Genomic DNA, 26749 nt, shown 5'->3' with positions numbered 1-26749 from the left:
TCAATACGTCGTGGCTTACCACGGAGAATCATTCCCCGTGTGACGAAATTAATTGAATTCACCCTGCCTTTTCACCACCAAGCGCGTGTTTGAACTTCTCCTGCAGTGCGGGATCATCCTGGAAATTTTCCAGAAATCGTTTGATCTCTTTGCGCCATCCTGCGCGCAGACTGGATAAAGCAGCATGCTCGGCCGCACCATCTAAGTCAATCAATCTGGGATTTTCCTGATCGTCAATCAGCACATTGGTGATTTTCAAATCGCCATGCGTGACTTCCAGCTTGGCAAGATTTTTTAGCAACTTGGCGATTCGTGCCACCATTTCATTTACTTTTTCTTCCTCGCCGCGATGGCGCATGAAATAACTACCGCCATGCTCACCGGGAACATATTCCATTACATAATACGATTTGCCGCGTAATCCAAAATATTTTTTCTCGATAAAGGCCACGGGTTTTGCCGTCGGGATCCCGAATAGTTTCATTTTCTGTGCCAGTCGCCAGGAAGTCGCTGCTCGTGTCGTACGCAAACAGCGGCGCAAACGATGCCAGAAATTTTTCAGATTATAACGTTTGATCACCAGCTCCTGCTGATCCAATGTTACCTTGATGACGGTCGATGAACGGCCAGCTTTTAATACAACGGCTGTAGCATGATGAAAAGCCATTTCGGGATCATGAAGAAAACGTTCAAACTCAGGTTTAGCATAATTTCGGTCATACACCCCCCATTTGCTCCACGTTTCCATACAAGCAAATTCGGAACTTTCTCTAAAAATTTTCTTTTGATACCGGAGCCACCGCTCATGATTCCATTTTTTAATCATCATAAAAAGTTCTGTTGTGTCTTCCGGTTTTAGCAGCCATCCGCGTGATGACGCATAATGATTAAATAATTTCATCTGCAGCTCTTCTGTTCCCACCCCCAACTGGGAAAGAAACAGCGCGAAATTATGCATGCTTGTTTTCTTAGATAATAAGACAGGAAAAAGTTCAATTTGCGCGCCGTCCAGCGTATAAATTTTTTTTCTGGTCAGTAGAAAATTTTTCAAATGCAAATCATTCTGCAAAATACCCAGCACATGCTGGGTCGCCAACTCAACGGTCACGCCCTTCAAGGCCGGCAGCAAGCGCTCAGGATTTTTCTTTTTCAACCAGATATCGTGCAAACTTTTTGCGTCAAAAATACGTTTGAACAGTAAAATGTAAATGCGTTTATCTTTGCAGATGCCATAATAATAAATAGGCGGCGTTGGAATTTTATTCTCGCGCAGTCTTTCAACCCCGGCCAGGTCTTCTTCCATATGGCGCTTGGCATGCTTTTTATCAAAAAAGAGTTTCGCCACCACCGGCTTTTCCTGCCAGGTGCCAAAAGCCACCAGCCGCTTTCCGGGTATGATGCGGATAATTTCATCGGCTGAAAACACCTGATCATCAATCAGGGGAATTTCAAAAGGTGAATCGAATGCAAAATGCGCTGCATGCAGGTCCTTCCATGTCAGCGTGTTTGTTTCACGCACGTCCTCACCCGGTATGGTCACGGTATAATTGTTCCCCACGCTTTTTCACCTTCTGCCAAAAAGTTTTTTCCGATTGAATTATTTCACGCAAAGGCCGATCTTGATATACCCGCATGAAACGATACAAATCCCGTTGTGTCAGTCCACAGTCTTTACTTGAAAAATATAATCCCGCCAAATCCTTGATAACCCATCGCTCAGGGATAGAACGGCGCATTTGCGCACGATGCAGGTCTATAAGATAGAGTTTGAGTTTTTTCGCGGTGAGATCAACCAAACCATGATAAGTGTCCAATAAAAAATGACAGATATAAAAATCACGATGGTTAATGCCATTCTGATGCAAAATACGCGCAATACGGGCGACTTCTTCGACAAGCATACGCTTAAATGCAAAAGGCGGCGGCACGCTGCGCCAGTTTTTGCAGAGGGTTTCGAGACTCACTACAGGAGCCAGCTCTTCCATCAGAATAAAGGATTTTAGTCGGGCAGGATTCAATCCACGCTTGCCAAACGCGACCACAGGCGGCACAGCGATTCCAAGCGCTTGCAGCCGATTGAGCGAAGCCCATTCATTTTTGGCACTCAGCACGGGCAAGCGTAATTGCAGCAGGTTCTTGACGATTTCTTTCCAGCCCACCCCCCGGTGCTGCTTGATAAAATAGCTTTTTCCACCCAGCATGATACGCTGCGTCAACCTGCCCTCCTGGTGCCGGAAGCGTTCACCTGCCAGGGTCATGATCTGGTCAAACTCAGCGCCTGGCACTGGAAAATATTTTTTTAACCTGTCGTGCAGATAGAAGTTCACGTTTTAGCCCTGCCACACTCAATCAGATCGGCGGCTTTTTCAGGTAGCGAATAAATATCCGCCTGCCGTGCAAAGACCAAGCCATTTTGCCGCCATGCTTTTCTGTCTTCTGATGATAATAACATTTTTTGCAAGGCTTCATTCCACGCTTCCTGCTGAAAAGGAGAAGGTAGAACAACGCCGGCATCGGCATTCCGCACATAAGACGCGTAACCGCACACATCCACGGTCAAGACCGGCAAACCTGCTACTGTTGCCTCTAGCAACACAGTGCCCGTATTTTCATGGTAAGCGGGGTGAAGCAGAACATCCGCCGCCAGCAGGAAATCAGGCACATCCTTGCGTCCCCCCAGAAAACGCAGGCGGTCTTTAATCTGCAGCTGGTCTGCAAGCTTCAGAAAAGTATCCGGATTATCCTGTCCGATGACAAACAGGTGGCAGCGCGCTTTGATGGCGGGCGGCAAGGCGGCAATGCCCCGGAGGGCGCGATCCAGTCCTTTGGTTTTAAAGCCTGAGCCCACCATCAGCAGCAAAAAATGATCAGGGGAAATTGCATAAGTGTTGCGTACTGTTTCACGAATAGCGGCGGCGTTTGGTGGAGCAATGCGATCTTTCGCAATGCCAGGCGGCAAAAGATGAAAGCGTTCCGGTTCAGTGTGGTAATAGCGCATGTATTCTTTTTGCTGCAAAGGCGAAATCAACAATATTGTCGTTTTGTTACCTGGTGCGAACACCGCCTCTTCCTGCGCAGTCCATTCACGATAGCGTGGCAGCAGCCGGTAAAAAAAACTGCGCTGTTCGCGTACGCGTGACTGATAACAAACATCAGCCGCATAATAAAAATCAAGCGATGGCATCTTGTTAAAGCCAATGACCCGATCGAACGCTTCTGTTTGAAGCGCGGCTTGGGCTTTCTGCACAAAAGAACGGGAGCGTGTATGATTTTGCAAGCCACTTGCCTGCAGCACATGCAGTTTGAACCCGGGTTCTGGCTCACCTTCCCAGCGCATGGTATAAACGTGGATCTCATGGCCCCGCTCTTTCAAGACGCGGGCAATACGCAAAAAATCGCGTTGCAATCCGCCATAGGGAAAGTATTTAAAAAGGCAAAAGGCTAACTTCATAGTGATTGCTTTTCAATAAATGTAAAATTTTTTTGTGACATCGTCATGTGCCAGGCTATTTTGATATAAGGATACCCTATGCGTTCTATTATCGTTTCAGGACTCGTTATTTTACTCTCAGGCTGCGCAACCACAACGAATAACTATTATACAAAAACCGTGGACAGTTGGCGCGGGGGACATGTTAGCGCCCTGGTCAAACAGTGGGGTCCGCCGGACCAGCGGGTCACTGGTACGGGTGGCAATACGGTTTATGTATATAAAACAGAGAGTTATCACTCTTCTGGTGGAACCGCTTCTCCTTCGGTTGGGGTGCATTTTAGCCCGGGTGGCAAGCCTGTGATGACGACCACCCCCAGCCTTAACCCTGCCTGGAACCGCGGCATGACACTGGCCTGTATGGCAACCTTTGAGGTCAACAGTCAAGGTATTATCACGGAGACCAAAACCCTGGGTAATGCCTGTTATGGCAGTGAAAGCTTCGCCTCCCGAATGAGGAACCCGTCTGCCCCATAGCGGGTATATTAGAGTCAACAAACTAAGGCGTTCACAAAACTGTCATCCTGAGCGAAGCGCACTACTGTCCGGTGAACCTGTATCATAAATAAACAGGTCTCCTTGAAATTAAATAAATAGGAGGCTTGTATTGTCTATTGCGATATTCTGCAACATGCAAATTATGTCTGATCCAGACTAAAACGAGATGTAATGAACGTTTCTCATTTGAAACATTTTTAAATATTTGTATCAATATAAAAGCAATCAAGGCTGTTGCTATTTGAATTTTAACCGCATTAGAAGATCGGCCCAGAAATTTTTTAAGTCGAAGATTTTGCTTGATCCATTTAAAAAATAGCTCTATTTCCCATCGGGCTTTATAAAGCTTAGCAATATTTTCTGCTGGTAAATCTTTCAAGTTAGTTACCAAAATAAGAGGAGTTTTTCCTTCTCTTTTTACACTTATATATCTCAGCGTCTCGCTATATTCCATGCGTTTTCCACCACGTGGAACTTTATTTGAAATTCTAAAAAGACAATCTTGTAAGATGGGTTCGCGAGTATTTTTTTGCCGGCTTTCTATAACAATGGCCGCATTCTTCTTTAATCGAGTCACAAAATAAGCCTGCCTTTTGTTGATGCTCCACCACCAATTGTAATCGTAGTAACCTTTATCAAACACATAAAGGGTGTTTTTAAGGATTGGCCATTTTTGTCCCATCGTCGCATCATTACAATTTGGATGACTCAACTTCATCCTTAAGGGCAAATCTAATCCTAAATCATATTCAACATGTAGTTTTAATCCTTGTATATGCCGAGTCGCATATTGCTTTGACCACTCATCGTACCCTTGGCCTCTTAGCTGTATCGGGCTACTATCTAATATCCTGATTACTTTTTTTATTTCTTTATGTTTTTTCCTGGGTAACAAAGACATAAGCTGTTCTAATATCCAAAAGAAACTTTCGGCTGGTCGTTTTCGATTGGCATCACTTAAGGTCGAGCGTTTTACTTGCGTTTTTATACCAATTTTTTGACTGTTTATCGCAACCTCTAACGTGCGTAAGCTTTTAATTTCATTAATATGTGCATAAATCATCGTTTTTAAATGTTCAAATGTATTAAATGATTCATAACGATGATCAGATCGAAAGCGTTCTATACATTCCTTCATTAATTTTTTTGTAACGGGTTTTAATAATCGTTGAAAAACGGTATCTTTCATCAGTTCGTCCTTGGTGCTAAATGTGGTGTTTAGCGCGCTATCATAGCGCTTTACCAAGGACGATCAATTTTTAATCTGGTTCACCGGACAGTAGTGGAGCGAAGCGAAGGATCTCCCGATGCACAAAAAGAGATCCTTCGCTTCGCTCAGGATGACAGCATTGTCGAGCATTTTGTAAAATAGCCAAGGTGTAGTTTCATCAGCGAAACAGGTAACCTTTACAGCAATGACAAGCAAATTTTTATGCAACAATGCCGAACAAACCGCGGGGTTCGGACGCTACAAAGCGAGAGGAATAACACCATTTAACGATCAATAGCAAGGAAGTGATTATGCAAAGCGCTAAATCGATTATGCTTCTTGTCTTTATCTCTCTTTTCGCCTGCGTTGCACCCGCGTTTGCCGATGAAGATTCAGGCATCGTACATGAAACCATTTACCCTGTGTACGATGAAGTCGATCTCATCCCCACCGTTCGAATTGATTATGCCAAACCCCGGATTGTCGTCAGATCTACTTATCCTCGTCTTACCAGTATAGGCGCCAATGAACATGTTGAGTTGTTTAATCAACTGGTCAGCGACCTGATAAAAGAGGAAACAGCTGAGTTTAAAAATCGGGTGGCTGAAAAACAGGGCTTGCAAAAAAACCTTGCTAAATCCGATATCAAAAACGAATTGACCATTGATTTTGATACTTCTGTTGTCAATACCCATGATAAACCCATTATGAGCGTCCGTTTTAATATACACGGCTATGTTGCAGGCACAACGCGCCCCTATCATTATCATCGTGTATTGAATTTTGATCTTGATAATGGCCAGAAAATAGAATTGGCTGATTTATTTAAAATAGACGAAGATTATCTGACGTTTTTATCTGATTATTCGCGTAAAGTGCTGAGCAAAAAACTGCGAAACAAGGAAATGATCCGGAACGGTACACAGCCCATTCCGGAAAATTTCAAACGCTGGAATGTTAATCCCACTGGATTATTAATCACCTTTGATGAATATCAGGTCGCCCCTTACGTATACGGCACACAAACCGTATTAATTCCTTATGTAGCATTGAAGCAATTCATTATGCCTGATTCGCCTATTGGCCTTTGTCTCAAGCAGCGGAAAAAATGCCTGCGAAATCATTTATTGACAGGTGGATTTATGAATGAGGCTTAGTTTTGAGCTTACATCAACCAATCCGCATCACCGTCTCTTCGATCCACTGCTTTGCCAGCTTTAGAATCTCTTCGGCCGTACGGCCTTTGCTTTCAATCAATGGCCCAATCACCACACGCACTGTGCCAGGCTGCTTGATAAATTTTCGACGCGGCCAGAATTTGCCTGCGTTATGCGCAACGGGAATAACCGGATAACCGGTGGCTGCAGCAAGCCGCGCGCCGCCCAATTTATAATTGCCTACTACGCCTGGAGGAACGCGCGTACCTTCAGGAAAAACCAGAATCCATCGCCCTTCATCCAGACATTTTTTTCCTTTCGCTATAATTTGCTGCATGGCATTGGATTTGCTGCTGCGATTAATTGCGATAGGGTCCGAAGCGGCAAGGCCCCAACCAAAAAAGGGAAGCCACAATAGTTCACGTTTCAAAATGATGGCAGGATCATGAAAAATAATCGGCAAGAAAAAGGTTTCCCAAGTCGACTGGTGCTTGCTGAGAATAATGCCATTACGGTCTTTGGGAATATGCTCAAGCCCCTCTACCTGATAATCAATATGACAGATTTTTTTAAGCACATAGATATATAAACGCAAATAATTGCGTATTAGTCCATGGCGATAACGCAACGGAAAAGGCAGCGACAAGACGCAGACGAAACTGTACAGCATGATTGTGCTGACAGAGTAAATGGAAAAAATCAGGGAACGGATAAATAAATTGAATGTAGACCGTTTTTTTTCAGTCATGGTTTTTGCCTTGCTATGACATATTCTACAGCACTCGCCAGATTGGAAAAATGCGGTACTGCTAATAGCTCTGGGTATTTTTCAAGTGATTGTTCACCCTTGCCCGTTAACACCAGCAGAGGCTTGCAACCAGCGGAATGCGCCGCCTGCACATCTACAAAGGAATCGCCAATGAAAAATGTTTCGGTCAAGTTCACCAGATATTTTTCCTGAATCTGATACAAGAGGCCAGGTTTCGGTTTGCGGCAGGGGCATTGCTCATCGGGATGGTGCGGGCAGAAAAAAATTTCCTCTACATAACCGCCATGCGCCGCCAGTTCGCGCAGGAATTTTTCATGAATATCATCAAGGATATCAATATCATAATAACCGCGCGCCACGCCAGACTGGTTAGTGGCGACCACCACCTTGAAGCCTGCCCGGTTCAATTGCGCAATAGCGCTCAGGCTCCCGGGAATAGGGATCCATTCATCGGGTGTTTTGATATATTCTTCTGAATCGTAATTAATGACCCCATCACGATCGAGGATGACATAAGACATACTTATCACTCATTCACTATCTGAAAAGGCCGTACAGTATACCAATTTTCTTCCCGTTTGAACGGTTTTCACCGCAAATTGAATAAAAAATGCTCGGCTTTAACCTCTGAAGCTCTGTACACGCCAAAGCTTCTAACCGTTCGCCCTGAGGGGGCGTAAAGAGATAAGCTAAAGATGAGAAAAGGAAATTATCCCCGTGCTGAAGCACGGGGATAACCGTTTGATTAGTCAAACTTGTAAATAAGGCCCAGGTTGAACTGGTCAGTAGCAGGTGACAGTTTGTTACCGCTAAAGTTGGCGGAACGATAACTGGTGTAGTCATATTCACCGCGCAGATCAACGTTCTGCGTCAAGCTGGTTTGGATACCGATGCCTAATTGTCCACCTGTTAAGGTTTTGCTTTGTGAACTGGAGACCGGAGCGGACTCTTTCACTTCAAAGCGTGAACGGACGAGACCGGCACGGCCATACACCATGGTATGATCGCTTAACATCACGCCTGGGATGAAGCTGATACCATAACCATACTTGTTTTTAATGCTGTCTTTGACGTTGTCTGAGTCAACTTTGATGTCTGCTGAAGTAGAGGTCAGGTTTGCAAATACTTCACCGCCCAGATAAATGTTCTGGTTAACAGTTGCGCCATAACCGCCAAAAATGCTGCCAACAGCACCACGGCCACCGAAATCAACGCTGCTGCCACTGTCATCTTTTAAATTGAAGGAACCCGCTTCAGCGCCAAGGCTCGCACCCACATAAGGGCCGTCAGCAAAAGCAGCGGTGGATGTTGCGGCTAGAATAGCACTTGCAAGTAGAAACTTTTTCAACATGTTCACACTCCTATTTTTTTGGATTTATTGACATCCTCCTTACCGATTCTCGTCCGTTATGAAGAAAAGGCATATGCTCCGTAATTTTTTTGTGAGCATAAATCCTTCTATCTGCGAGCGTCCGTGAATACAGCGAACTAATTTGAGCAGTATCCAGATACGAAGTGCGAGGAATGATAGCTTACATTGAATACATATTCAACATTTGCAAGTTGAATGAAACAATGCTATGCAAGCTATCTTGTTATTTTTTGTCTACATCGTAAGGAACAAAAACTTCGTTCAATTGTCGAGCAACCCGTATAAACGTTGTGCGCTTGGAAAGTTCTTTTAAACGGTGTGCACCTACATATGTGCAAGTTGAACGTATGCCGCCCAGAATATCCAAAACCGTATTTTTAACCGGCCCGCGATAAGGCACATTCACAGAGCGGCCTTCGCTTGCGCGATAATCAGCTACGGTTCCATGATGGCGCTCCATGGCTTCAGCAGAACTCATGCCATAAAAACGCTTCATTTTTCTGCCATTCATTTCGATCACTTCACCCAGACACTCATCATGCCCGGCAAACATGCCGCCCAGCATCACAAAGTCCGCGCCCGCAGCAAATGCTTTTGCCACATCGCCGGGTGTAACGCAACCACCATCTGCGCAAACCTGCCCGCCTAATCCATGCGCTGCATCAGCGCATTCAATGATTGCGGAAAGCTGCGGATAACCTACTCCGGTTTTTTCGCGCGTGGTGCATACCGAGCCTGGTCCAATACCAATTTTAACAATGTCGGCGCCTGATAAAACTAGTTCTTCCACCATTTCACCCGTGACAACATTCCCCGCCATGATGACAGTATCAGGATACTTTTCACGCAAATGCTCAAGACAGGAAACAAAACGTTCCGTATAACCATTCGCCACATCCAGACAAATGTAAGGAATATTAGTTATTTTCATGATGTCATCGAGCCTGGCAAAATCCGTATCGCCAATACCAACGGATACAAAACAATGCGAAAGCGCAACGGGCTCATCTTTGATGAACGTTTTCCATTTGTCGATGGGAATGAATTTATCGAGCGCCGTTAGTAGATTATGTTCAGCCAACGCTTTTGCCATTTCAAACGTACCCGTATGATCCATGTTCGCTGCAATAATAGGCACGCCGCTCCAAGTGACTTTGCTGTGTCTGAATTTGAATTCACGCTCAAGGGATACTTCTGATCTCGATTTTAACACGCTACGTTTAGGTCGAATTAGAACATCACGAAAATCCAGTTTCTCATCGTATTCGATACGCATGGCGTTCCCCATTAGTCATTGATCAATAATTTTAGACGTTAACAGCGCGTCTGTCACCCGAATGTGAAACGGCTTTTTCTGCATCATTCACATTTAAATTAAAGCCTTTTACTCACCCGCGCATAGTAAAAGCCATCCATTCCATGCATCCCCGGAAGAATCTGCCTGCCGATGGCACACGGCACACCCCAAGTGTTTTCCAGCTTGTCTTCTGCGGCGTCTGCATGGACAGCAAGAAAGCGTCGCAACACATCTGTATTTTCCTCTGGAAAAATGGAACATGTCGCATACACCAGCAATCCGCCTGGCTTCAACAAAGGCCATAAAACTTCGAGCAAATGAAGTTGTTCTTGAGCGAGTCTTTTTATATCGGAAATCTGCCGTAATAATTTGATATCAGGATGTCGGCGAATCACACCGCTTGCAGAGCAGGGCGCATCCAGCAATATGCGGTCAAATAACTGCCCATCCCACCAGTCTTTTATTGCAGCAACATCGTGACAAATACATTTTGCTTTGAGCTTAAGACGTAGCAGATTATCTTTGATGTCCGGCATGCGTAGAGGATCTTTTTCAACAGCAATCACTTCTGCTAAGTCCGGTTCCCTTTCTATTATATGTGTCAGCTTACCACCAGGCGCAGCGCAGGCGTCGAGCACCCGCTGCCTTGGTGCGAGCTTTAATATTTCCGCAGCCAGTTGTGCGGCGCCATCCTGTACTGAAATATCACCCGCAGAAAAACCAGGCAGGGTATCGATGGGTGCAGCCATTTCCAGCACTATTCCCTGTTCTGTTTCAGGAATCACAGAGGCTTTTAAACCCTTCGTTTCCAGCTTTTCAAGATATGCTTCGCGCAACAGATGTTGTCTATTCACACGCAGCGCAAAAGGCGGATGTGCATTGTTCGCTGTTAATATTGCTTCCCAGTGCTCGGGCCAAGCTTCTTTGATTGCTTCAATCCACCAGGCAGGATGGGCATAATCACTTTCCGGATCGGATTTTATTTCCTTGTCCATTTCTTCTTTTTTACGAAGGTACTCGCGCAGTACCGCGTTAATTAACCCACGAGCCCAAGATTTTTTGAGCTTGTCTGCCGCATTCACTGTTTCAGCAACTGCTGCATGGGGCGGGACACGCATATCCATGAGTTGATAGAGACCTACCAAGATAAGGGCATGCACATCACTGTCTTTTTCTTTCATGGGTTTTTTTAACAAGCGGCTTAAAACAATATCCAGTCGCGTATAAAACCGGCAAACGCCATATGATACCGCCTGTACAAACGCCCGATCCCGCGCATCCTTAATCGTCGTCAGAGATGCATCCAAACTATCCGAGAGAGAACGGCCATTCGTAACATCGTTAATGATTTGTGCAGCGAGCAGGCGCAGGTTAACACTCATTCTTTTTTCCTTGGACTAATGGAGATAAAGCAGTCGTTATCATGAATGACAGGCTAATCAAATGAATTTTTCGCCAGTAATAAGTTCGTTGTGCTTGGCGTTATAAAAATCGGCCGCCGTTAAGACTTTTCCACCCGGTAACTGTAACTGCAGCAAACGCAGCACCCCTTCCCCAGTAGCAATATCAATGCCATCCTGTGAGGCATGCACAATGGTACGCGGCTCGGCAGACTGCTGTTTTGCGATTGCCTTTGCCCGCCAGATCCGCACATGTTGACCTTGCCAGGAAGTATAAGCAATGGGCCAGGGATTAAAGGCGCGGATTTCGCGTTCCAGCTCTACTGCGGGGCGCGTCCAGTCAATCAGGGCTTCTTCCTTGGTGATTTTATGCGCATAAGTAGCCAGATGATTTTCCTGGGTCTTGGGCTCCATCTTGTCCGTTGCCAGTAAATTCAGCGTTTCAATTAATGCTTCTGCACCCAATTTGGCCAGCGCATCATGCAGGGTTTGGGAAGTCTCGTCCGGATCCATGACATATTGCCGGGTCAATAAAATCGGGCCGGTATCAAGGCCTGCATCCATTTGCATAATTGTGACACCTGTTATGGTATCCCCTGCATAAATAGCACGCTGAATGGGAGCGGCTCCGCGCCATCGCGGCAGCAGGGAGGGATGAATATTAATGCAGCCCAGGCGCGGTATACGCAAAACAGTCGCCGGCAGTAACATGCCGTAGGCGGCAACGACCATCACATCTGCTTTGCCGTTAGCGATCAGTTCCTGCTCATAAGCCCCTTTGAGTGACGTAGGCTGATAAACAGGTATCTGGTATTGAATGGCCAACTGTTTTACGGGGCTCGCGGTCAGTTTCAATCCCCTGCCCGAGGGACGATCCGGTTGGGTAAAAACGGATACCACCTGATGGGGTGAATTAATCAGTGCTTCAAGCGCCACAGCCGCAAATTCGGGTGTACCCGCGAAAATAACTCTAAGGGAAGGATGTGCCACTATTCAGCCCGACGTTTGGTTTTCTCGATTTTCTTGCGTATCCGATCTTGCTTGAGACGCGAAAGATGATCAATGAATAAAATACCATTGAGATGGTCAATTTCATGCTGAATACAAGCAGCCATTAATTCTTGTGCATCTAACTCAAACGTCTTTCCCGCCAGGTCCATGCCCCGTAACCGTACCTTGGCGGCGCGTTCAACCTTATCAAATGTCCCTTCGACTGAAAGGCAGCCTTCCATATCCAATTGGGTGCCTTCGCGGCTTAAAATCTCAGGATTCATGACACAATAGCGCTGATCACGAGTTTCGGATACATCCATCACAAAAATCTGTTTATCGATACCGACTTGCGTTGCAGCAAGCCCCACCCCATGACTTGCGTACATGGTTTCATACATGTCTTCAACAATCTTGCGTATTTCATCATCTATCTGCGTCACAGGCTTGGCCTTAATGCGCAAGCGAGGATCAGGATAATGAAGAATTTCTAATAAAGCCATAAGGTTATCTCATATCAACAAATTATATTATAGCTAATTTTTGCACTGTGATGCCAGCAATGAGCCTAGCACATACCCAAACTGGACGTTGGCCATTTTTAAGGAACGGTATTTTAGTTGAGAGGTGTTTAAAATTCAAACTATAGCGTCCAGTGCTGATGCCATACGCGGCGAGGTTTGTTTCAGTGCAAGCGCGCCAATCAGATTCAGCACGGCACACGCCGTCAGAAAATAAATGGGTGCCAAAGCATCATGGGTCAAATTAAATAGGAACATGGAAACCAGAGGCGTCACGCCTGCGAAAATAGTGACACCCACATTCAGGCTGAATGCCATACCCGTGTAGCGGATTTCCGTCCTGAATTGTTCAGCAATCGCACAACCATAACAGCCATTGGTAATCGCCGCAACAAATGCAAGACCGATATTAAAAATGAGCATGTGGTAAGACGATAGCAGCATGTTGAATAAATAATAAGTGATAAAAATAGTTAAAATTGAACCCAGCAGGATGAGCTGCTTCCGCCCTATATAGTCTGAAAGATAGCCAAATACAGCTGTAAACACACTGACAATGACAAAGGCAATCATATTGTTGAGGTAAGTGTTAGCAGCAGGATAATGCAGGATGGTGGACATATAACTCGGCATGTAAAGCAATAAAGCAAAGGTTGCGCCAGGCAATGCAGTCAGGCTGATGCCAGTCAATACTTGCAGCCATGATGTTTTTAATAAAGCCATAAAAGGAAACCTCTGTTTTTGGCTTTCATCCAGCGCCGTAAAAATGGGCGTTTCAAATGTGCGGCGGCGAATGTAGTAAGCCACCATACCCAGAATAAATCCGATCCAGAAGGGGACTCGCCATCCCCACGCGTAGAGCGCTGATTCCGATAAAAAATGCGTCAGCATAAAACCAGTGAAGCTGCCCAGAATATTGCCGGAAGCGATCGCCATAAAAATCAGGCCCGCCGCAAGACCACGCCGTCCAGTCGAAACGTGTTCAGTAACAAAAACCGTGACACCACCCACTTCACCGCCCAGTGAAATACCTTGAATGATGCGTAACAAAATCAGCAGCAACGTTGCGGTTAATCCAACGTGCTGATAAGTAGGCAAACAGCCAATCAAAAAAGTCGCGGCTGCCATCAGAAACGCAGCAAGGGTAAAAGACTGTTTGCGCCCATAGCGATCGCCCAGGTGACCAAACAGAATGCTGCCCAATGGACGTCCCACATAGCCAATGGCAAAAACGGCATAGGTATTGATGAGATTCACAACGGGATTGGCCTGAGGAAAAAAAGCCTGCCCCAGATAAGAGGCAAAGAGAGCGTAAATCACAAAATCAAAAAATTCCAGTGCACCGCCAATACCGGAAAGCAGGATTAATTTAATTTGTGAACGAGGCACTACTCAACCCTGCTCGCCAGTTGGACCAAACCTTCGCGGTATTTTTGCATGGCCTCCTCTGTTTCACCCAGCTGCTCAAGCAGCTTGCCATACGCAAGTGATGCGTCTGCGTTGGGGCTGAGGTTCAGGCATTTCTGAAAATAATCTTTGGCTTTGCCCCACAATTGCACCTGCGTGCACAATTTGCCCAATAGCAATAACAATTCCGGCTTTTGCCCATAAAGCTTCAGCCATGCGCCGGCAATGACCAGTTGTCTGTTCAGATTGGTAAATGGCAGGGTTCCGTATAGGTGAGCGAGTTCCGGTTGCCATTGATACTTAAGTGTTCTACGAATTAACTCTTCAACTTCTCTCGCCGTTTCTTCATCTGGCAGCGTATTCGCTTGGAAACGATTTTGTTCAAGGAGAAGCCCTTTAACATAGGCGCACACCACGTCTGGATTTTTCTTCATGGCTTTGGGTACATTATCCCAAATAGCGCGTAATTCAGCGCGTGTTTTGGGATAAGCAGCCTGTAGAATTTCACAATAAATATTTTTTTCAAATAACACAGCCTGTTCCGCATTCAATACTTTTGCTTTGCGTAACGCAGGCAAAAGCGCCAATAAATTTTGCCAATCCGCAAGCCGTACATAGACTTTTTCCAACAATTGCAGAATGCGTGGATGATGCGGCGACAACTGGCGCAAATGGTTTAATGTTGCTTGCGCCTGCTCAAGCTGGTCCTGCGCAAGAGCAAGCTCTGCCTGGGTCAACCCGATCGCGAGATCCGCCTCAGGCGCAAGGTGGTACGCTTTTTGAATGTAGCGGTCACGTCTGTCATAAGCACCCAATTCATGCGCTGCTTTCGCTGCACCCAGATAATTCATGAGCGGTTCAAGCGATTGTGTTGCCCCTGACAACAACAGATTTTCTGCTTTTTTCCAGCGTCCTTCGATTAATTTGACAAGGCCCTGTTGCGTCTTGCTATAAGAACGGTGTTCGCGCCGCAAACGCAGCCAGTTTTTCATGCGGAACCATAAAAATTGCAACCGATCGATGCTGTCAATCAGCAGATAAAAAAGAATAAAAACGATAATGAGGCTCAATAAAGCAAACCACAAGGGCATTTGTATCATCCATGGCTGATATACCATGAGCAGATAACCCGGATTATGAATCAGTTTGATACCGACCCAGACGGAAGCGATAAGAAATAATAAAAATAAAATTAAACGCCGCATTCGAGCCTCCCTATTGCGCCGCGCCCGCTTTCGCAAAATACTGGTCAAAAAGCTGTAACGAGTTGGCAAAATTAACCGTCGGCGGCTCTACATTGACTTTAATCAATTCCTGTAACTGCTGCAGCATGACCTGGGTAGCCTGTGCATCCTGATCAAAATAACGGTGCGTCCAGACCATTACGCGCGCAAGACTGGTTTGATAAACAGGCATGTCGCGATGCAGCACGGCCCACATGGCACCTTCCATTTGTGCATGCATATTCTGATAGAGAAACGCCTTCTCCTCTGGCATGACGAGCGGAAGTGAAGGTGAAGCATCGTAACGAACGATCACGATTTTACGCAGCGAATCCCAACTGCGATATAACCCTGCTTTCCACCATGGCATGTCTTTGGTCTCTGTCACGGCTGACGCCGTTTCCGTTTTAAGCGGTCGCGGCGGCAAGGGCAGTTGGTCTATTTGATGATTAAGCGCCGTTAACTGTAAATAAAGCGCCGTCGTATCCACTTGGGGCACCGCCTGTAAGCGAGCAAGGTCTGCTGCGAGTGATTTGCGAATTTCAAGCAAATCAGGCGCCTGCACTTTCTGTAATATGCGGTCAGCTCGTGTGATTAATGTCGTGGCTGCAGCGACATTATGATTGAATTGCAACTGGTCATCCGCCAGCTTAACGAGGTATTGCGCTTCCGCCACATACCATTTGTCAAGATTGCCCTGTTGAGCTGCCTCCCAGTTAGCAATCATTTGCTCTTGTTTACTGGAAAGTTCCTGTGATTTTTGCACGGTAAGCTGCATCGCCTCCTGAGAAGCCTGTAAAGCTGCGATGTCTTTTTGGTTTTTTTGTGCCTGTCTATCCAGGCCAGACACCATGCGAGCCAGTGACGTGTTCACTTTCGCCAGTTGAAAATAGCCATACCCAAAAGCGCAAACAAAAATGACGATGGCAAGCGTGGAAAAGAAAATACCCAGAGCGGCCCAGTTGATCCCCTTGCGGTTTGAGGTTTTATCCGGCTGTTTCGCTTCCGTTATTTCGTCTGTTTTATCTGCCATATTTCCTTCCTTTTCTGCACTAGACATTCCAAAATAGCAGGATGGCTTGCGTTGCGTGCTACCCATATTGTCTGAAAACCCAAAGCGTGTGCAAGCGTTTTTATCCTTTCGCTGACCACAATAAGCGGTGTGCTGCGGAGAATGGGCCAGCTTGCGTCCGTAAATAATTTTTTAATATTTTGCACGCCTTCAAACGAAGTGCAGATCACTGCATCTAACCCCCGCTGGTTTAATAATTTAATAAAAGGCGCCATTTCCACATTGGGCAATTGGCGCTGATACGCGATGAGCTGTGTGATTGTCGCGCCGCGGTCAGCCAAGGCTTTAGGTAAACGCTCGCGACCGCCTTCGCCCTGAATGATTGCAATTTTTTGGCCTGCTACCGACCGAAAAGCCGGCAATTCCAGCACGCTTTCACTGTTCCATTCTCCCTGCGGATGCACAGCCATCAAATAACCCGCCTCTTTCAATGCCTTCGCCGTGCCTTCACCTACGGCGGCAAATTTAAGCTGTGGCGGCAGCACAGGCCATTTCTTCCGAATCGCTGCAATACTGGCATAAACCGCCTGCGGGCTGACGAAGAGCACCCAGTCCTGCTCCCCCAGATGATCGAGTGCGGACTGAAAATCGGGTTGATCCACTAGCGGCTCAAAACGCATTGCGGGAAGATGCACCGCCTGATCTCCTTCTGCTTTAATCAGCGCACAAAGCATTGATCCCGCGGGATCAGGACGCGTTACCAGAATAGTGAGACAGGCTGAATCGTTCATAAGCTGCTTAATCAATAAATTCTTTTAAAATTTTCTCAGCACCCTGCTGTATTAATTCTTCCGCGGCACGTATCCCGACGCTATCTGCACAATGAGGATCGCCCTCATGCCTGACACGGAGAATACGCGTCCCGTTACGGTTTGCGACAAGACCGTGCAAAGTCAGCAAACCATGATGAATCTGCGCATAAGCCGCAACCGGCACCTTACAGCCACCGCCCAACCGGCGGCAAAGCGCGCGCTCGGCACTCACGCAAGCATAAGTGACCGCATGATTGAGTGGCTTAATCAGCGACAGAATAGGCTCGTCCTCTTCCCGGCATTCAATGCCCAAGGCACCTTGTCCCGCCGCAGGCAAGGACTGCTCAACGGACAGATAACTGCGGATGCGCGCATCCAGATGCATGCGCTTAAGACCCGCCGCTGCCAGCACGATGGCATCGAAATCCCCTTTATCAAGACGCTTAAGTCGTGTATGGATATTGCCGCGCAAATTCTCAAAGGCCAGATCCGGGCGCTGCGCGCGCAACTGGGTCTGGCGCCGCAAACTGGACGTCCCCAGTGCAGTCCCGCTGCCCATTTGATCGAGCGAAGCGTAGTTGTTGGAGACAAATACATCCCGCGGGTCTTCACGCTCAATCATCACTGGCAAGCTCAGCCCAGGCGGCAAATCCATCGGCACATCTTTCATGGAATGCGCCGCAATATCGGCACGTCCGTCCAGAAGCGCTTCCTCCAATTCCTTTACAAACAACCCCTTTCCACCGATTTCTGTTAAGGTCACGTCCAGCCGCTTATCCGCTTGCGTGGTGATGCCAAGCAAATCAACGGACAAATGCGGGTGATGGGCAATTAATAACTGTTTGATCGATTCAGCCTGCTGCAGGGCAAGCGGGCTCTCGCGGGTTGCAATCACAAGATGTCGTTTAGTCATGGCAGCGCTCTTGAGTTTTTATTTTCATCAGCACATTATCTTATGATTATGGCGAAGTCAAAATCTCGCCGGCGCAGGAACAACATGACAGAAATAGATAGCAATTAATATCAAATAAAACCAGCGGAATGCCTTATGCCAAAACAGTTATTAAAAAACTTCGCCATAGAAATTCAGGAAAAACTGGACGAAAAGGAAACTCCCCAAGGCAAGATAGCCGTTTATCAAACGGTTCCTTTTGGAAAGATACTAAGCTTGAATGGAAAAATTATTATGTCAGAGCATGACGGCTTTTTTTACCATGAAATGCTCGCGCATCCCGCTCTCTTTACGCACGCATATCCAGAAACCGTTGCGATTATAGGTAGCAGTTTCGGCACCTGCCAAGAAGTCATCAAGCATTCGGCTATTAGCACCATCGACTGTATAGATAACCAAATCACTTTGCAGAAAATGCTTCGACATTATTTCGCTGAAGTCTATCCTGAAACCAAAGATACACGCATTCAATCTTATGACCTCGATACAAATCAATGGCTATCACAATGCGAATCCGATCGATTTGATTTGATCATTCAGACTTCATCCACTGAAACAGCCGTGCATGAAGATCTGTGTCATTACTTTCGTATATTGAAATGTGATGGATTGATAGTGCAGCCCTGTGTGGCTTCGCTGCTTCAGCCCCAATCTTTAAAGCTTTGGCAGCAAAGCCTGCAAAACGCAGGCTTTGCACATTGTCAGTTTCTCAGTTTTCCCCAACCGAGCTATCCCGGTGGCTGGCGTACCGTGGCGTTAGCCGCAAAACGGCCAGGCATTTATCGTATGCGAGAAAAGCGCATTTATAACCGGACGTTTGCAACACGCTATTACAACTTTGACGTACACAAAGCAGCCATGGCCTTACCTGAATTCATGCGCGAAGAACCTGACCTATTCCAATAAACATTAACAGCACATCGGGCTGATGCGATGGCGGTTCGTCATTTCCTTTTGCAATAAGGGGGCCTTTTCATTTTCATCTGTTCCAATGATATCAATTCTGACAACACTATCCGATTTAGCCTCTTGCTCAGACAGTGCCGATGCAGTCTTGGGGCGGCTGATATAAATCACACCCGCTGCGACAGCAAAACCTATCGCCGCGCCTCCTACCTTGAGCATTTCCTTCATTCCCCACCCGGTTGTATCAGCATGCAATAATTCATCTACATAAGGACTGACAAATTGGTTAAGCAGATCAAGCAATTCGTAACTCGCTGCCGTATACAAAGTGGCTGCGCTCACGCCTGAAAGCACGGGATGCCGCTTCCATGAACGGTTCCAGGTGCTTTTAAAAAAAGCGTTCCAGGAATAATCGCGCTCAGGCAGCTGATCAAGCAGGTTAATTTGCTGCTGCAAAAAATCATGCGAGGCAATAATCAAATCGGATAAATGCGGGCCGTCGTCTTCTTCTAATGTTGGTTCATTTTCTTTATGCTCACTTTCCATTGACTGTAATTCCAGCGTTGTTTTTTTGGTTTCTTTTTTTTGCGTTCTTCTTCTTTTACATTCTCATTAAATGCAATGTCGAATATCTCTTTTGCTCTTTCAACCATTTTCATATCCGCTTCAAAGATATCCCAGCCCTGATTGCCTTTTTTCTTTTTGATGCCGTTTAGCGCAGTATTAATTGCATTTATCACCGTACGCATTTTCGTATCTACTTCCTTTGGCATCTCTTTTACAAATAAGACTTCTAATGCCTGTTCACACGCCTGCTTGATTTCTTGAAATTCAGTCTTGTTCTTTTCTTTTCCATATTTTTGATGCAGCGCAACCAGATTTAAAACCAACCCTGCAAATTGAGCGTTCACGCTTTGTTTGACCCATTCCATAATTTTTTCCTTGTCACCTATTAGTAAAATAACGCGGGGACGAATTATCCAACAACCCGAAGGCGATAGACAAGCCCAATCCTATCTGCCAGCCTATCTATTTACGGTAAATCAGCTATAATGAAGCCAAAAACATGGAAGGGGATTGAACGCATGACCAAAACAGACTTGCTCAAAAAGCTTGCTGCTCAATTAACGGATGCTCTGCCGTCACATTTAAGCACCTTCAAAAAGGATTTTGAAAAAAATTGCCAGCGCATCCTTTCCCGAACGTTTACCAAATTTGACCTGGTCACGCGCGAAGAATTTGATACGCAGACCAAAGTATTACTGCGTTCACGCAAAAAACTGGAAGAGCTTGAAACGCATATCAAACAACTGGAAACGTTATTAAAAAATAAACGCCATAAATAATGCAGAATAATCTACAATCTTTTTCCCAGAATGATTATGAAATCATCCGGCGTGAAGTGCTTTATCAGGGCATTTTTCGCCTTGCCCGCTATCACGTACGCCATCGGACTTTTAATGGCGAATGGAGCCAGCCGTTTACACGGGAAGTACTGGAACGTCAATCGAAGTCTTAAGCGGCCTCGAGCCGGTGCGTCGCCGCCCAGGCATGTATACCGACACAACCAACCCCAATCATCTCGCCCATGAAGTAATCGATAATAGCGTAGATGAAGCCCTGGAAGGATATGCAAAACGCATCGACGTGATCCTGCATAAAGACCATTCCCTCGAAGTGATCGACGATGGCCGCGGTATGCCTGTTGATGTACACCCGGGCGAAAAAGTCTCGGGCGTGGAACTCATTCTCACGCGTCTGCATAGCGGCGCGAAGTTTTCCAACAAACAATACCGATTTTCAGGCGGCTTGCACGGTGTCGGTATTTCTGTCGTCAATGCGCTTTCTAAAAAGCTGGAAGTCACCATCAAGCGTGACGGGAATATTTATTCCATGCAATTTGCGCATGGCGAAAAAGCTTCCAAATTAAGCATAACAGGTAAAGCCAACAAGGGTGAAACTGGCACCAGCGTACGTTTTTGGCCGGAAGAAAAATATTTTGATTCTCCCCGCTTTGCCCACAATAAATTAAAATACGCCCTACGCGCCAAAGCCGTGCTCTGTCCTGGTTTACATGTCACTTTTACCGATGCCAGCACAGGGCAGACAGAAGAATGGTATTACGAAAACGGCCTCAGTAATTATCTTCAGGAAGCCATTGGCGAAGCAGAACGCATTCCCGAAGAACCATTCCTTGGCTCTTTTGCGAGCGATCATGAAGCAGTGGATTGGGCCGTCACCTGGCTGCCCGAAGGCGGCAACATCGTAAACGAAAGTTATGTGAACCTGATCCCAACGCCGCTTGGCGGCACCCATGTCTCGGGCTTTCGTGTAGGCCTTCTGGAAGCGCTGCGTGAATTCTGCGAATTTCGCAATTTATTGCCCCGCGGCATTAAACTTTCGGCAGAAGATGTGTGGGACCAGTGCGCACATATTATTTCAGTCAAATTACATGATCCACAATTTTCAGGCCAAACCAAAGAACGACTGTCATCGCGCGAATGCGCCACTTTTGTCTCGGGTGTCGTCAAGGACGCTTTTAGCTTATGGCTGAACCAGCATGTTGCGCTGGGTGAAGCGCTGGCCAATCTGGCCATTTTGAGCGCGCAAAAACGCCTGAAAGCGGCGCAAACCGTAGCCCGTAAAAAAGTGACCGCAGGCCCTGCCCTGCCCGGCAAATTGATTGATTGCACTTCACAGGATGTCGGTCGCACGGAATTATTTTTAGTTGAAGGTGATTCAGCAGGCGGATCCGCGAAACAAGCGCGTAATCGCGAATTCCAGGCAGTGATGCCTTTACGCGGCAAGATTTTAAATACGTGGGAAGTGGATTCCAATGAAATCCTGTCATCGCAGGAAATTCATGACATCGCCGTGGCAATTGGTGTTGATCCCGGCTCCACCAATTTACAAGGGCTCCGTTACGGCAAAATCTGCATCCTTGCTGACGCAGATTCTGACGGTAACCATATCGCGACGCTTTTGTGCGCGCTTTTCCTCAAACACTTCCGGCCGCTGGTGGAAGCGGGCCATGTGTGTGTTGCCATGCCGCCGCTCTTTCGTGTCGATCACGGCAAAGAAATTTATTATGCGCTGGATGAAGCGGAAAAACAGGGCATTCTTGACCGCATCAGTGCTGAATATAAAGAGAGAAAACCCAAAGTCAATGTGATCCGGTTTAAAGGATTGGGTGAAATGAACCCCATGCAGCTGCGCGAAACCACCATGGACCCGGATACACGCCGCCTGATGCAGTTGACCATCAAACCCAAAGATCACAGTGACGAAATGCTTGATATGCTTCTCGCCAAAAAGCGTGCCCAGGACCGCAAGGCATGGCTGGAAAGCAAAGGCAACTTAGCGGAGATTATTTAACACATGGCTACGGCAAATAATATCGAACACATCCCCTTGCGCGAGTACGTTGAAAAAGCTTATCTCGACTATTCCATGTATGTCATTCTAGATCGTGCGCTTCCTCATATTGGCGATGGTTTGAAGCCCGTACAACGGCGCATTATTTATGCCATGTCCGAATTGGGATTGAAATCCGTATCCAAATTCAAAAAATCGGCGCGCACCGTGGGCGACGTGCTCGGTAAGTTTCATCCACACGGTGATGCAGCCTGTTATGAAGCCCTGGTTTTAATGGCGCAGCCTTTCTCCTATCGACACCCCCTGATCGAGGGGCAGGGAAATTTCGGCTCGCCTGATGATCCAAAATCCTTCGCCGCCATGCGCTATACTGAATCGCGGCTGTCTGCTTATGCAGACGCACTGCTCGCCGAACTGGAAGAAGGAACAGTAGACTGGGTTCCCAATTTTGACGGCACCCTGCGTGAACCCGCGTTATTGCCAGCCCAGGTACCGAACGTTTTACTCAATGGCACGACAGGTATCGCAGTAGGAATGGCAACGGATATTCCTCCCCATAACTTGCGCGAAGTGGTCAATGCGCTGGTACACTTGCTTGACAACCCAAAGGCGACACTCTCAGAAATATTCGCTCACGTGCCTGGCCCTGATTATCCCACTGAAGCGGAAATTATTACGCCCAAATCTGATATCAAAGACATCTACCGTACAGGCACAGGTTCTATCCGCATGCGTGCGGTTTATACGGAAGAAAATGACGAAATTGTCATTACGGCACTGCCTTACCAGGTGTCCGGCTCAAAAATACTGGAACAGATTGCCCAGCAAATGCAGGACAAAAAATTGCCGCTGGTCTCGGATTTACGCGATGAATCCGACCATGAAAATCCTACACGCCTTGTCATTATACCCCGTTCCAATCGCGTGGATGTGGAAGCGTTAATGGATCATTTATTCGCGACAACCGATCTTGAGCGTACTTATCGTGTCAATCTGAACATGATCGGCATTGATGGCCGGCCCCAAGTCAAAGGCTTGCTGCAAATCTTAAATGAATGGCTGGATTATCGTGCCACCACGGTCAAACGCCGATTACAGTTTCGACTGGATGATATCAACCATCGCTTGCATATTCTGGCTGGCTTGATTGTCGTTTATCTGAATTTGGATGAAGTGATTCGTATTATTCGCAAGGAAGATGAACCCAAGCCCGTGTTGATGAAGCGGTTCAAGCTTAGCGAAGAACAGGCTGACGCCATCCTCGATACCAAGTTGCGACATCTTGCGCGTCTTTCTGAAATGCAGATTCGCAAAGAGCAGGAAGAGCTGACCCAGGAACGCGATGATATTGAAAAAACACTGGGTTCTTCTGCACGACTTAAAAAATTAATTCGTCAGGAATTGCAGATTAACGCAGAAAAATTCGGCGATGCTCGTCAATCACCCATCGTTGCACGCAAAGAAGCGCAAGCGATGAAGGAAACCGAAATTCTGCCCTCTGAGCCGATCACCGTTGTTCTCTCCAATAAAGGCTGGGTACGCGCGGCAAAAGGTCATGACATTGATCCTTACAGTTTAAACTACAAGGCTGGCGATCAATTCCAGGCATCCGCCGTTGGGCGCAGCAATCAACCCGCTGTCTTTCTGGATACCACTGGGCGCGCTTATTCCTTGCCCGCACATACGCTGCCCTCCGCTCGCGGTCAGGGTGAGCCGCTAACGGGCAAACTCAATCCCCCGCCCGGCGCGGAATTTGTAGGCGTCATGCTGGGCGAATCCGATCAGCTTTATGTGCTGGCATCCGATGCAGGCTATGGATTCATAGTAAGGCTGGGCGAACTTTATGGCAAAAACCGCGCAGGCAAAGCCGCCCTCTCCGTTCCCAAAGGTTCTCGCTCACTCGGCCCCAGACTAGTTGCTGACATTGAAACTGAATACCTTGCTGCCGTTTCCAACATTGGCCATCTGCTCATCTTTCCATTAAAAGACTTACCGCAACTCGCAAAAGGTAAAGGCAATAAACTGATCAGCATTCCTAGCAGCAAGGTAGGAACGCGTGAAGAATATGTGAAGGACATTGCGATATTGAACGAAAATCAGAATCTGTTGATTATTGGCGACGGCAAGCCCTTTACCATGAAACCGACGGACTGGAAATATTATGTGGGCGAACGCAGCCGGCGCGGTAATCTCTTGCCGCGCGGCTGTCGTCATGTCAAGACGCTGAAAGTGGAGACCACTTAACTACGGCTTAATACACTTTATGCACTTTTGGCGTCTGCTCATACGCTTTTTTCGCATTCTGCCAATACTGAAGCGTAGCTTCTTTCTCATCAATCTTTTTTTGTATTAGTGTAGGCAATGCATCGATGATTTTTTTATAATCTTCTCCCCACTTAGTCAATGTATCAGTGGTTCCGGCTGTGTTTAGGTTCCTTTCCCGTAGCCCTCGGATATCATCCGCAAGGGACACAGCATCACAATATTTTTTTAGCCAGTTAGCATTTTTCTTAATGTAACCTCAGTTATGGTTAAGCAATTGAGGACATCCAAAATTTACTTCTGCTGATAGACGGTTTTTTTGCTTTTAAACAGTAACCTGCTAAACCACTAACAAGATTAACCAGAAAATTTACCGGACTGCGATGTCGAGTATGCTCAATATGGCAGATAGATTTAAGTTGATCAATGACGGTTTCTACAATGCTTCGCTGATAAAGAAAAAATTTTTCGAACGCGCTTAGCATTTTTTTCTTCATGTTTTTTCTAACTTTCGTAATCAATTTTATGCCTCGTTTTGCAAGCGACTCCGCTAATTTTTTGCTGATGTATCCTTTATCGCCCGCACCAAAACCAGTTAATCCTTGCATTAATTTTTCAACAACTTCTCTATCATCAACATTTCCTTTTGTAATGCAAAAACTCATAATTTCTCCCTGGTGATTGATCGCTAAATGTAATTTGAATCCATAAAAAAAGCCTACAGAACAGTGTCCGCGTTCAGCAATGCCTTTAAAAACTTTATTTCTGTAAATTCGACGATTGTGGCATACAACCATTTTTGTAGAATCCAAATAATACAATCCGGTGTGTTTTCCTGTTCTTGATAGTACATACGCCGTTAGTGGTGCAAGCAACCTTGGCATGAGTGCAACAAAACGTGGATAGCTTACCGCTTTAGGAAATTCTCGAAAAAGTTGGCCTAACACACAATCCAGATAAAAATCCTTGAATGTGCGATAGTGGCTTAAGTGAAATAAAATCATGATCGTCATCATCTCGCTTTCACTTAATTCTGTTTTCCTCTGACGTTTGCCTTTAGGTAAGGGCAAAATTTTATTTGCAGATTCTTTTACATGGTTCTTGTAAAACTCATCAATATCACAGAAAATTTCAACGATCGGCGCTAGTAGCATTTTGACTCCATTCAAAACCTTGGGCGGTTAAAAATGGCAAAATTTACCAAGCGCCTTTCTTATTTTCAATCTTTTCAAAAAGTTAAAATTCGCTTATCCATAACTGAGGTTAAAATAAATAATGCTCTCTTTAGCATAGTCAATTCTCCTTTTTATGCGGATTAGTAAGTAATATGCCATATTCCTAAATAAACAGTGTTTAATAGGAGTCATCATGATTATTTTTTTCATTAAGCACGACATTGCACTCATTTCCCTTTCAATAAAGCCGGCAAATAATCCTTACCGGCTTTGTATGAAATTTTATTCTTCTTTTATTTGAATTTTTTGTGACAAACTTTCCTTTGCTTTTGGAATAGTAATTTCTAATACACCGTGTTTACTCTTGGCACTAATCTTTGACGAATCAGCTGCATTAGACAGACTGATGGTACGATAAAAGGATCCTTGTGATCTTTCGACGTGAACATAATTTTCACGCTCTTCCTTAGTTTCTGTTTCTCTATGTCCCCTAATTGTGAGCATGCCTTTATCGATACTTACTTCTATATTTTTGGGATCTACACCCGGCACATCTGCTCGAATGACATATTGATTTGCTTCGTCTTTAATATCAATGGTTGGCGTCCAATTTGATCCAACGACATTCGAAAGCCAGTTTTCACGATCTAAGAAGGAAGATGGTTCAAACATGCGATCAAGGGCTTGATGAAGTTCCGATAAATTTGAAAAGAGAGGGCGTTTAACAATTTGATTCATATTTAATTCCTCCATGAAAATAAATTCTACCCTAGGCTTAATTAACAATTGAAAGGAAACGATTTATTATAACAGCATTATTGGTGTTAAAAGAAAGCGTCATAATTTTGACTTACTTGTAATTTTTGGTATTTATTTGATCATTTGAAATTTGAACCCCGCCAATAATCAGACAGGGTTCTC

The 26749-nt window shown here is 45.9% G+C and carries 28 protein-coding genes; 7 read left to right on the top strand and 21 right to left on the bottom strand.

Annotated features, from left to right (window positions below):
• Window positions 1–58 precede the first annotated feature (58 nt).
• From AQUSIP_RS00545 to AQUSIP_RS00535, 3 genes are read right to left on the bottom strand one after another with little or no spacing between them, the layout of a single operon-like run.
• A complete protein-coding gene (locus tag AQUSIP_RS00545; protein WP_147277504.1) occupies window positions 59–1558 on the bottom strand; it encodes a lipopolysaccharide kinase InaA family protein in 1500 nt (499 codons plus the stop codon).
• On the bottom strand, window positions 1524–2327 hold the full coding sequence (rfaP, locus tag AQUSIP_RS00540) for a lipopolysaccharide core heptose(I) kinase RfaP (RefSeq protein WP_197737799.1): 804 nt from the start codon (window positions 2325–2327) through the stop codon (window positions 1524–1526). The genes AQUSIP_RS00545 and rfaP overlap by 35 nt, the downstream gene beginning before the upstream one ends.
• Entirely contained in the window at window positions 2324–3451 is a 1128-nt protein-coding gene (locus tag AQUSIP_RS00535; RefSeq protein ID WP_114835109.1) for a glycosyltransferase family 4 protein, read from the bottom strand. The genes rfaP and AQUSIP_RS00535 overlap by 4 nt, the downstream gene beginning before the upstream one ends.
• Before the next feature lie 78 nt (window positions 3452–3529).
• Between AQUSIP_RS00535 and AQUSIP_RS00530 the strand changes: the two genes are divergently transcribed.
• On the top strand, window positions 3530–3967 hold the full coding sequence (locus tag AQUSIP_RS00530; RefSeq protein WP_114835110.1) for a hypothetical protein: 438 nt from the start codon (window positions 3530–3532) through the stop codon (window positions 3965–3967).
• A gap of 82 nt (window positions 3968–4049) precedes the next feature.
• Here AQUSIP_RS00530 and AQUSIP_RS00525 read toward each other — a convergent pair whose 3' ends face one another.
• Window positions 4050–5177: an IS4 family transposase gene (locus tag AQUSIP_RS00525; RefSeq protein WP_232058605.1), complete on the bottom strand. Its 1128-nt coding sequence runs from the start codon at window positions 5175–5177 to the stop codon at window positions 4050–4052.
• 332 nt (window positions 5178–5509) lie between these two features.
• Between AQUSIP_RS00525 and AQUSIP_RS00520 the strand changes: the two genes are divergently transcribed.
• Complete coding sequence (locus tag AQUSIP_RS00520) at window positions 5510–6355, top strand: RsiV family protein (RefSeq protein ID WP_114835365.1); 846 nt, start codon at window positions 5510–5512, stop codon at window positions 6353–6355.
• A gap of 13 nt (window positions 6356–6368) precedes the next feature.
• Here AQUSIP_RS00520 and AQUSIP_RS00515 read toward each other — a convergent pair whose 3' ends face one another.
• The 12 genes from AQUSIP_RS00515 to hemC all read right to left on the bottom strand — a co-directional run bounded on the left by AQUSIP_RS00515 (window position 6369) and on the right by hemC (window position 18071).
• Entirely contained in the window at window positions 6369–7103 is a 735-nt protein-coding gene (locus AQUSIP_RS00515; RefSeq protein ID WP_114835364.1) for a lysophospholipid acyltransferase family protein, read from the bottom strand.
• Window positions 7100–7645: a D-glycero-beta-D-manno-heptose 1,7-bisphosphate 7-phosphatase gene (gmhB, locus tag AQUSIP_RS00510; protein WP_114835363.1), complete on the bottom strand. Its 546-nt coding sequence runs from the start codon at window positions 7643–7645 to the stop codon at window positions 7100–7102. Before gmhB ends, AQUSIP_RS00515 begins: the two co-directional genes overlap by 4 nt.
• 224 nt (window positions 7646–7869) lie before the next feature.
• Complete coding sequence (locus AQUSIP_RS00505; protein ID WP_114835362.1) at window positions 7870–8475, bottom strand: outer membrane protein; 606 nt, start codon at window positions 8473–8475, stop codon at window positions 7870–7872.
• Between the two features lie 244 nt (window positions 8476–8719).
• A complete protein-coding gene (locus tag AQUSIP_RS00500) occupies window positions 8720–9772 on the bottom strand; it encodes a GMP reductase (protein ID WP_114835361.1) in 1053 nt (350 codons plus the stop codon).
• 98 nt (window positions 9773–9870) lie between these two features.
• A complete protein-coding gene (gene rsmB / locus AQUSIP_RS00495) occupies window positions 9871–11175 on the bottom strand; it encodes a 16S rRNA (cytosine(967)-C(5))-methyltransferase RsmB (RefSeq protein ID WP_114835360.1) in 1305 nt (434 codons plus the stop codon).
• A 57-nt stretch (window positions 11176–11232) separates the two neighbouring features.
• Window positions 11233–12183, bottom strand: coding sequence for a methionyl-tRNA formyltransferase (gene fmt, locus AQUSIP_RS00490; protein WP_114835359.1), 951 nt, complete (start codon window positions 12181–12183; stop codon window positions 11233–11235).
• Window positions 12183–12686, bottom strand: coding sequence for a peptide deformylase (def, locus tag AQUSIP_RS00485; RefSeq protein WP_114835358.1), 504 nt, complete (start codon window positions 12684–12686; stop codon window positions 12183–12185). The genes fmt and def overlap by 1 nt, the downstream gene beginning before the upstream one ends.
• A gap of 135 nt (window positions 12687–12821) precedes the next feature.
• Window positions 12822–14093 (bottom strand): MFS transporter, encoded by a 1272-nt coding sequence (locus tag AQUSIP_RS00480; protein ID WP_114835357.1) that lies wholly within the window; start codon window positions 14091–14093, stop codon window positions 12822–12824.
• Window positions 14093–15316: a heme biosynthesis HemY N-terminal domain-containing protein gene (locus AQUSIP_RS00475; protein WP_114835356.1), complete on the bottom strand. Its 1224-nt coding sequence runs from the start codon at window positions 15314–15316 to the stop codon at window positions 14093–14095. Before AQUSIP_RS00475 ends, AQUSIP_RS00480 begins: the two co-directional genes overlap by 1 nt.
• Window positions 15317–15326: 10 nt before the next feature.
• Window positions 15327–16367: a uroporphyrinogen-III C-methyltransferase gene (locus tag AQUSIP_RS00470; RefSeq protein WP_170131884.1), complete on the bottom strand. Its 1041-nt coding sequence runs from the start codon at window positions 16365–16367 to the stop codon at window positions 15327–15329.
• The gene (locus AQUSIP_RS00465; RefSeq protein WP_147277512.1) at window positions 16343–17137 is read right to left on the bottom strand and encodes a uroporphyrinogen-III synthase; all 795 of its coding nucleotides are present in this window, start codon (window positions 17135–17137) and stop codon (window positions 16343–16345) included. Before AQUSIP_RS00465 ends, AQUSIP_RS00470 begins: the two co-directional genes overlap by 25 nt.
• Before the next feature lie 7 nt (window positions 17138–17144).
• A complete protein-coding gene (gene hemC, locus AQUSIP_RS00460; protein ID WP_114835353.1) occupies window positions 17145–18071 on the bottom strand; it encodes a hydroxymethylbilane synthase in 927 nt (308 codons plus the stop codon).
• 135 nt (window positions 18072–18206) lie between these two features.
• On the opposite strand from hemC, the gene AQUSIP_RS00455 reads away from it, so the two are divergent.
• The gene (locus AQUSIP_RS00455) at window positions 18207–19016 is read left to right on the top strand and encodes a spermine/spermidine synthase domain-containing protein (protein ID WP_114835352.1); all 810 of its coding nucleotides are present in this window, start codon (window positions 18207–18209) and stop codon (window positions 19014–19016) included.
• 3 nt (window positions 19017–19019) lie between these two features.
• Here the strand turns inward: AQUSIP_RS00455 and AQUSIP_RS00450 are convergent, their stop codons facing one another.
• Window positions 19020–19562, bottom strand: a complete 543-nt coding sequence (locus AQUSIP_RS00450; RefSeq protein ID WP_114835351.1) for a hypothetical protein — start codon at window positions 19560–19562, stop codon at window positions 19020–19022.
• Complete coding sequence (locus AQUSIP_RS00445) at window positions 19526–19948, bottom strand: hypothetical protein (RefSeq protein WP_114835350.1); 423 nt, start codon at window positions 19946–19948, stop codon at window positions 19526–19528. The genes AQUSIP_RS00450 and AQUSIP_RS00445 overlap by 37 nt, the downstream gene beginning before the upstream one ends.
• A gap of 120 nt (window positions 19949–20068) precedes the next feature.
• Between AQUSIP_RS00445 and AQUSIP_RS00440 the strand changes: the two genes are divergently transcribed.
• The 4 genes from AQUSIP_RS00440 to parC are packed head-to-tail and all read left to right on the top strand — an operon-like array spanning window position 20069 to window position 24635.
• On the top strand, window positions 20069–20362 hold the full coding sequence (locus AQUSIP_RS00440; RefSeq protein WP_232058604.1) for an accessory factor UbiK family protein: 294 nt from the start codon (window positions 20069–20071) through the stop codon (window positions 20360–20362).
• Window positions 20362–20535: an NUDIX hydrolase gene (locus AQUSIP_RS12295; RefSeq protein ID WP_172621960.1), complete on the top strand. Its 174-nt coding sequence runs from the start codon at window positions 20362–20364 to the stop codon at window positions 20533–20535. Before AQUSIP_RS00440 ends, AQUSIP_RS12295 begins: the two co-directional genes overlap by 1 nt.
• Window positions 20484–22391, top strand: coding sequence for a DNA topoisomerase IV subunit B (gene parE / locus AQUSIP_RS00435; RefSeq protein ID WP_148326071.1), 1908 nt, complete (start codon window positions 20484–20486; stop codon window positions 22389–22391). Before AQUSIP_RS12295 ends, parE begins: the two co-directional genes overlap by 52 nt.
• A 3-nt stretch (window positions 22392–22394) precedes the next feature.
• Window positions 22395–24635, top strand: a complete 2241-nt coding sequence (gene parC / locus AQUSIP_RS00430; RefSeq protein ID WP_114835346.1) for a DNA topoisomerase IV subunit A — start codon at window positions 22395–22397, stop codon at window positions 24633–24635.
• A gap of 7 nt (window positions 24636–24642) precedes the next feature.
• Here parC and AQUSIP_RS12290 read toward each other — a convergent pair whose 3' ends face one another.
• The 3 genes from AQUSIP_RS12290 to AQUSIP_RS00420 all read right to left on the bottom strand — a co-directional run bounded on the left by AQUSIP_RS12290 (window position 24643) and on the right by AQUSIP_RS00420 (window position 26566).
• Window positions 24643–24795: a hypothetical protein gene (locus AQUSIP_RS12290; RefSeq protein ID WP_170131883.1), complete on the bottom strand. Its 153-nt coding sequence runs from the start codon at window positions 24793–24795 to the stop codon at window positions 24643–24645.
• A gap of 127 nt (window positions 24796–24922) precedes the next feature.
• Window positions 24923–25807, bottom strand: a complete 885-nt coding sequence (locus tag AQUSIP_RS00425) for an IS982 family transposase (RefSeq protein WP_148326070.1) — start codon at window positions 25805–25807, stop codon at window positions 24923–24925.
• 303 nt (window positions 25808–26110) lie between these two features.
• The gene (locus AQUSIP_RS00420) at window positions 26111–26566 is read right to left on the bottom strand and encodes an Hsp20/alpha crystallin family protein (protein ID WP_170131896.1); all 456 of its coding nucleotides are present in this window, start codon (window positions 26564–26566) and stop codon (window positions 26111–26113) included.
• Between the last annotated feature and the right edge of the window lie 183 nt (window positions 26567–26749).

It is taken from the genome of Aquicella lusitana (genome assembly GCF_902459475.1).
In the GTDB taxonomy this organism is placed as follows: Bacteria; Pseudomonadota; Gammaproteobacteria; order DSM-16500; family DSM-16500; genus Aquicella; species Aquicella lusitana.
The sequence above is the reverse complement of the archived record's forward strand: the minus strand, read 5'-3'. Positions and strand labels throughout refer to the sequence as shown.

Coding starts and splice junctions, on each gene's coding strand:
- AQUSIP_RS00440 (WP_232058604.1), top strand. CDS start 20,069: ATGAAGCCAAAAACATGGAAGGGGATTGAACGCATGACCAAAACAGAC.
- hemC (WP_114835353.1), bottom strand. CDS start 18,071: ATGACTAAACGACATCTTGTGATTGCAACCCGCGAGAGCCCGCTTGCC.
- AQUSIP_RS00455 (WP_114835352.1), top strand. CDS start 18,207: ATGCCAAAACAGTTATTAAAAAACTTCGCCATAGAAATTCAGGAAAAA.
- AQUSIP_RS00420 (WP_170131896.1), bottom strand. CDS start 26,566: ATGAATCAAATTGTTAAACGCCCTCTCTTTTCAAATTTATCGGAACTT.
- AQUSIP_RS00450 (WP_114835351.1), bottom strand. CDS start 19,562: ATGGAAAGTGAGCATAAAGAAAATGAACCAACATTAGAAGAAGACGAC.
- gmhB (WP_114835363.1), bottom strand. CDS start 7,645: ATGTCTTATGTCATCCTCGATCGTGATGGGGTCATTAATTACGATTCA.
- AQUSIP_RS00505 (WP_114835362.1), bottom strand. CDS start 8,475: ATGTTGAAAAAGTTTCTACTTGCAAGTGCTATTCTAGCCGCAACATCC.
- AQUSIP_RS00515 (WP_114835364.1), bottom strand. CDS start 7,103: ATGACTGAAAAAAAACGGTCTACATTCAATTTATTTATCCGTTCCCTG.
- AQUSIP_RS00470 (WP_170131884.1), bottom strand. CDS start 16,367: ATGGCAGATAAAACAGACGAAATAACGGAAGCGAAACAGCCGGATAAA.
- parC (WP_114835346.1), top strand. CDS start 22,395: ATGGCTACGGCAAATAATATCGAACACATCCCCTTGCGCGAGTACGTT.
- AQUSIP_RS00530 (WP_114835110.1), top strand. CDS start 3,530: ATGCGTTCTATTATCGTTTCAGGACTCGTTATTTTACTCTCAGGCTGC.
- AQUSIP_RS00535 (WP_114835109.1), bottom strand. CDS start 3,451: ATGAAGTTAGCCTTTTGCCTTTTTAAATACTTTCCCTATGGCGGATTG.
- rsmB (WP_114835360.1), bottom strand. CDS start 11,175: ATGAGTGTTAACCTGCGCCTGCTCGCTGCACAAATCATTAACGATGTT.
- AQUSIP_RS00465 (WP_147277512.1), bottom strand. CDS start 17,137: ATGAACGATTCAGCCTGTCTCACTATTCTGGTAACGCGTCCTGATCCC.
- AQUSIP_RS00475 (WP_114835356.1), bottom strand. CDS start 15,316: ATGCGGCGTTTAATTTTATTTTTATTATTTCTTATCGCTTCCGTCTGG.
- parE (WP_148326071.1), top strand. CDS start 20,484: ATGGAGCCAGCCGTTTACACGGGAAGTACTGGAACGTCAATCGAAGTC.
- AQUSIP_RS12295 (WP_172621960.1), top strand. CDS start 20,362: ATGCAGAATAATCTACAATCTTTTTCCCAGAATGATTATGAAATCATC.
- AQUSIP_RS00425 (WP_148326070.1), bottom strand. CDS start 25,807: ATGCTACTAGCGCCGATCGTTGAAATTTTCTGTGATATTGATGAGTTT.
- AQUSIP_RS00520 (WP_114835365.1), top strand. CDS start 5,510: ATGCAAAGCGCTAAATCGATTATGCTTCTTGTCTTTATCTCTCTTTTC.
- AQUSIP_RS00500 (WP_114835361.1), bottom strand. CDS start 9,772: ATGCGTATCGAATACGATGAGAAACTGGATTTTCGTGATGTTCTAATT.
- AQUSIP_RS00525 (WP_232058605.1), bottom strand. CDS start 5,177: ATGAAAGATACCGTTTTTCAACGATTATTAAAACCCGTTACAAAAAAA.
- AQUSIP_RS00445 (WP_114835350.1), bottom strand. CDS start 19,948: ATGGAATGGGTCAAACAAAGCGTGAACGCTCAATTTGCAGGGTTGGTT.
- def (WP_114835358.1), bottom strand. CDS start 12,686: ATGGCTTTATTAGAAATTCTTCATTATCCTGATCCTCGCTTGCGCATT.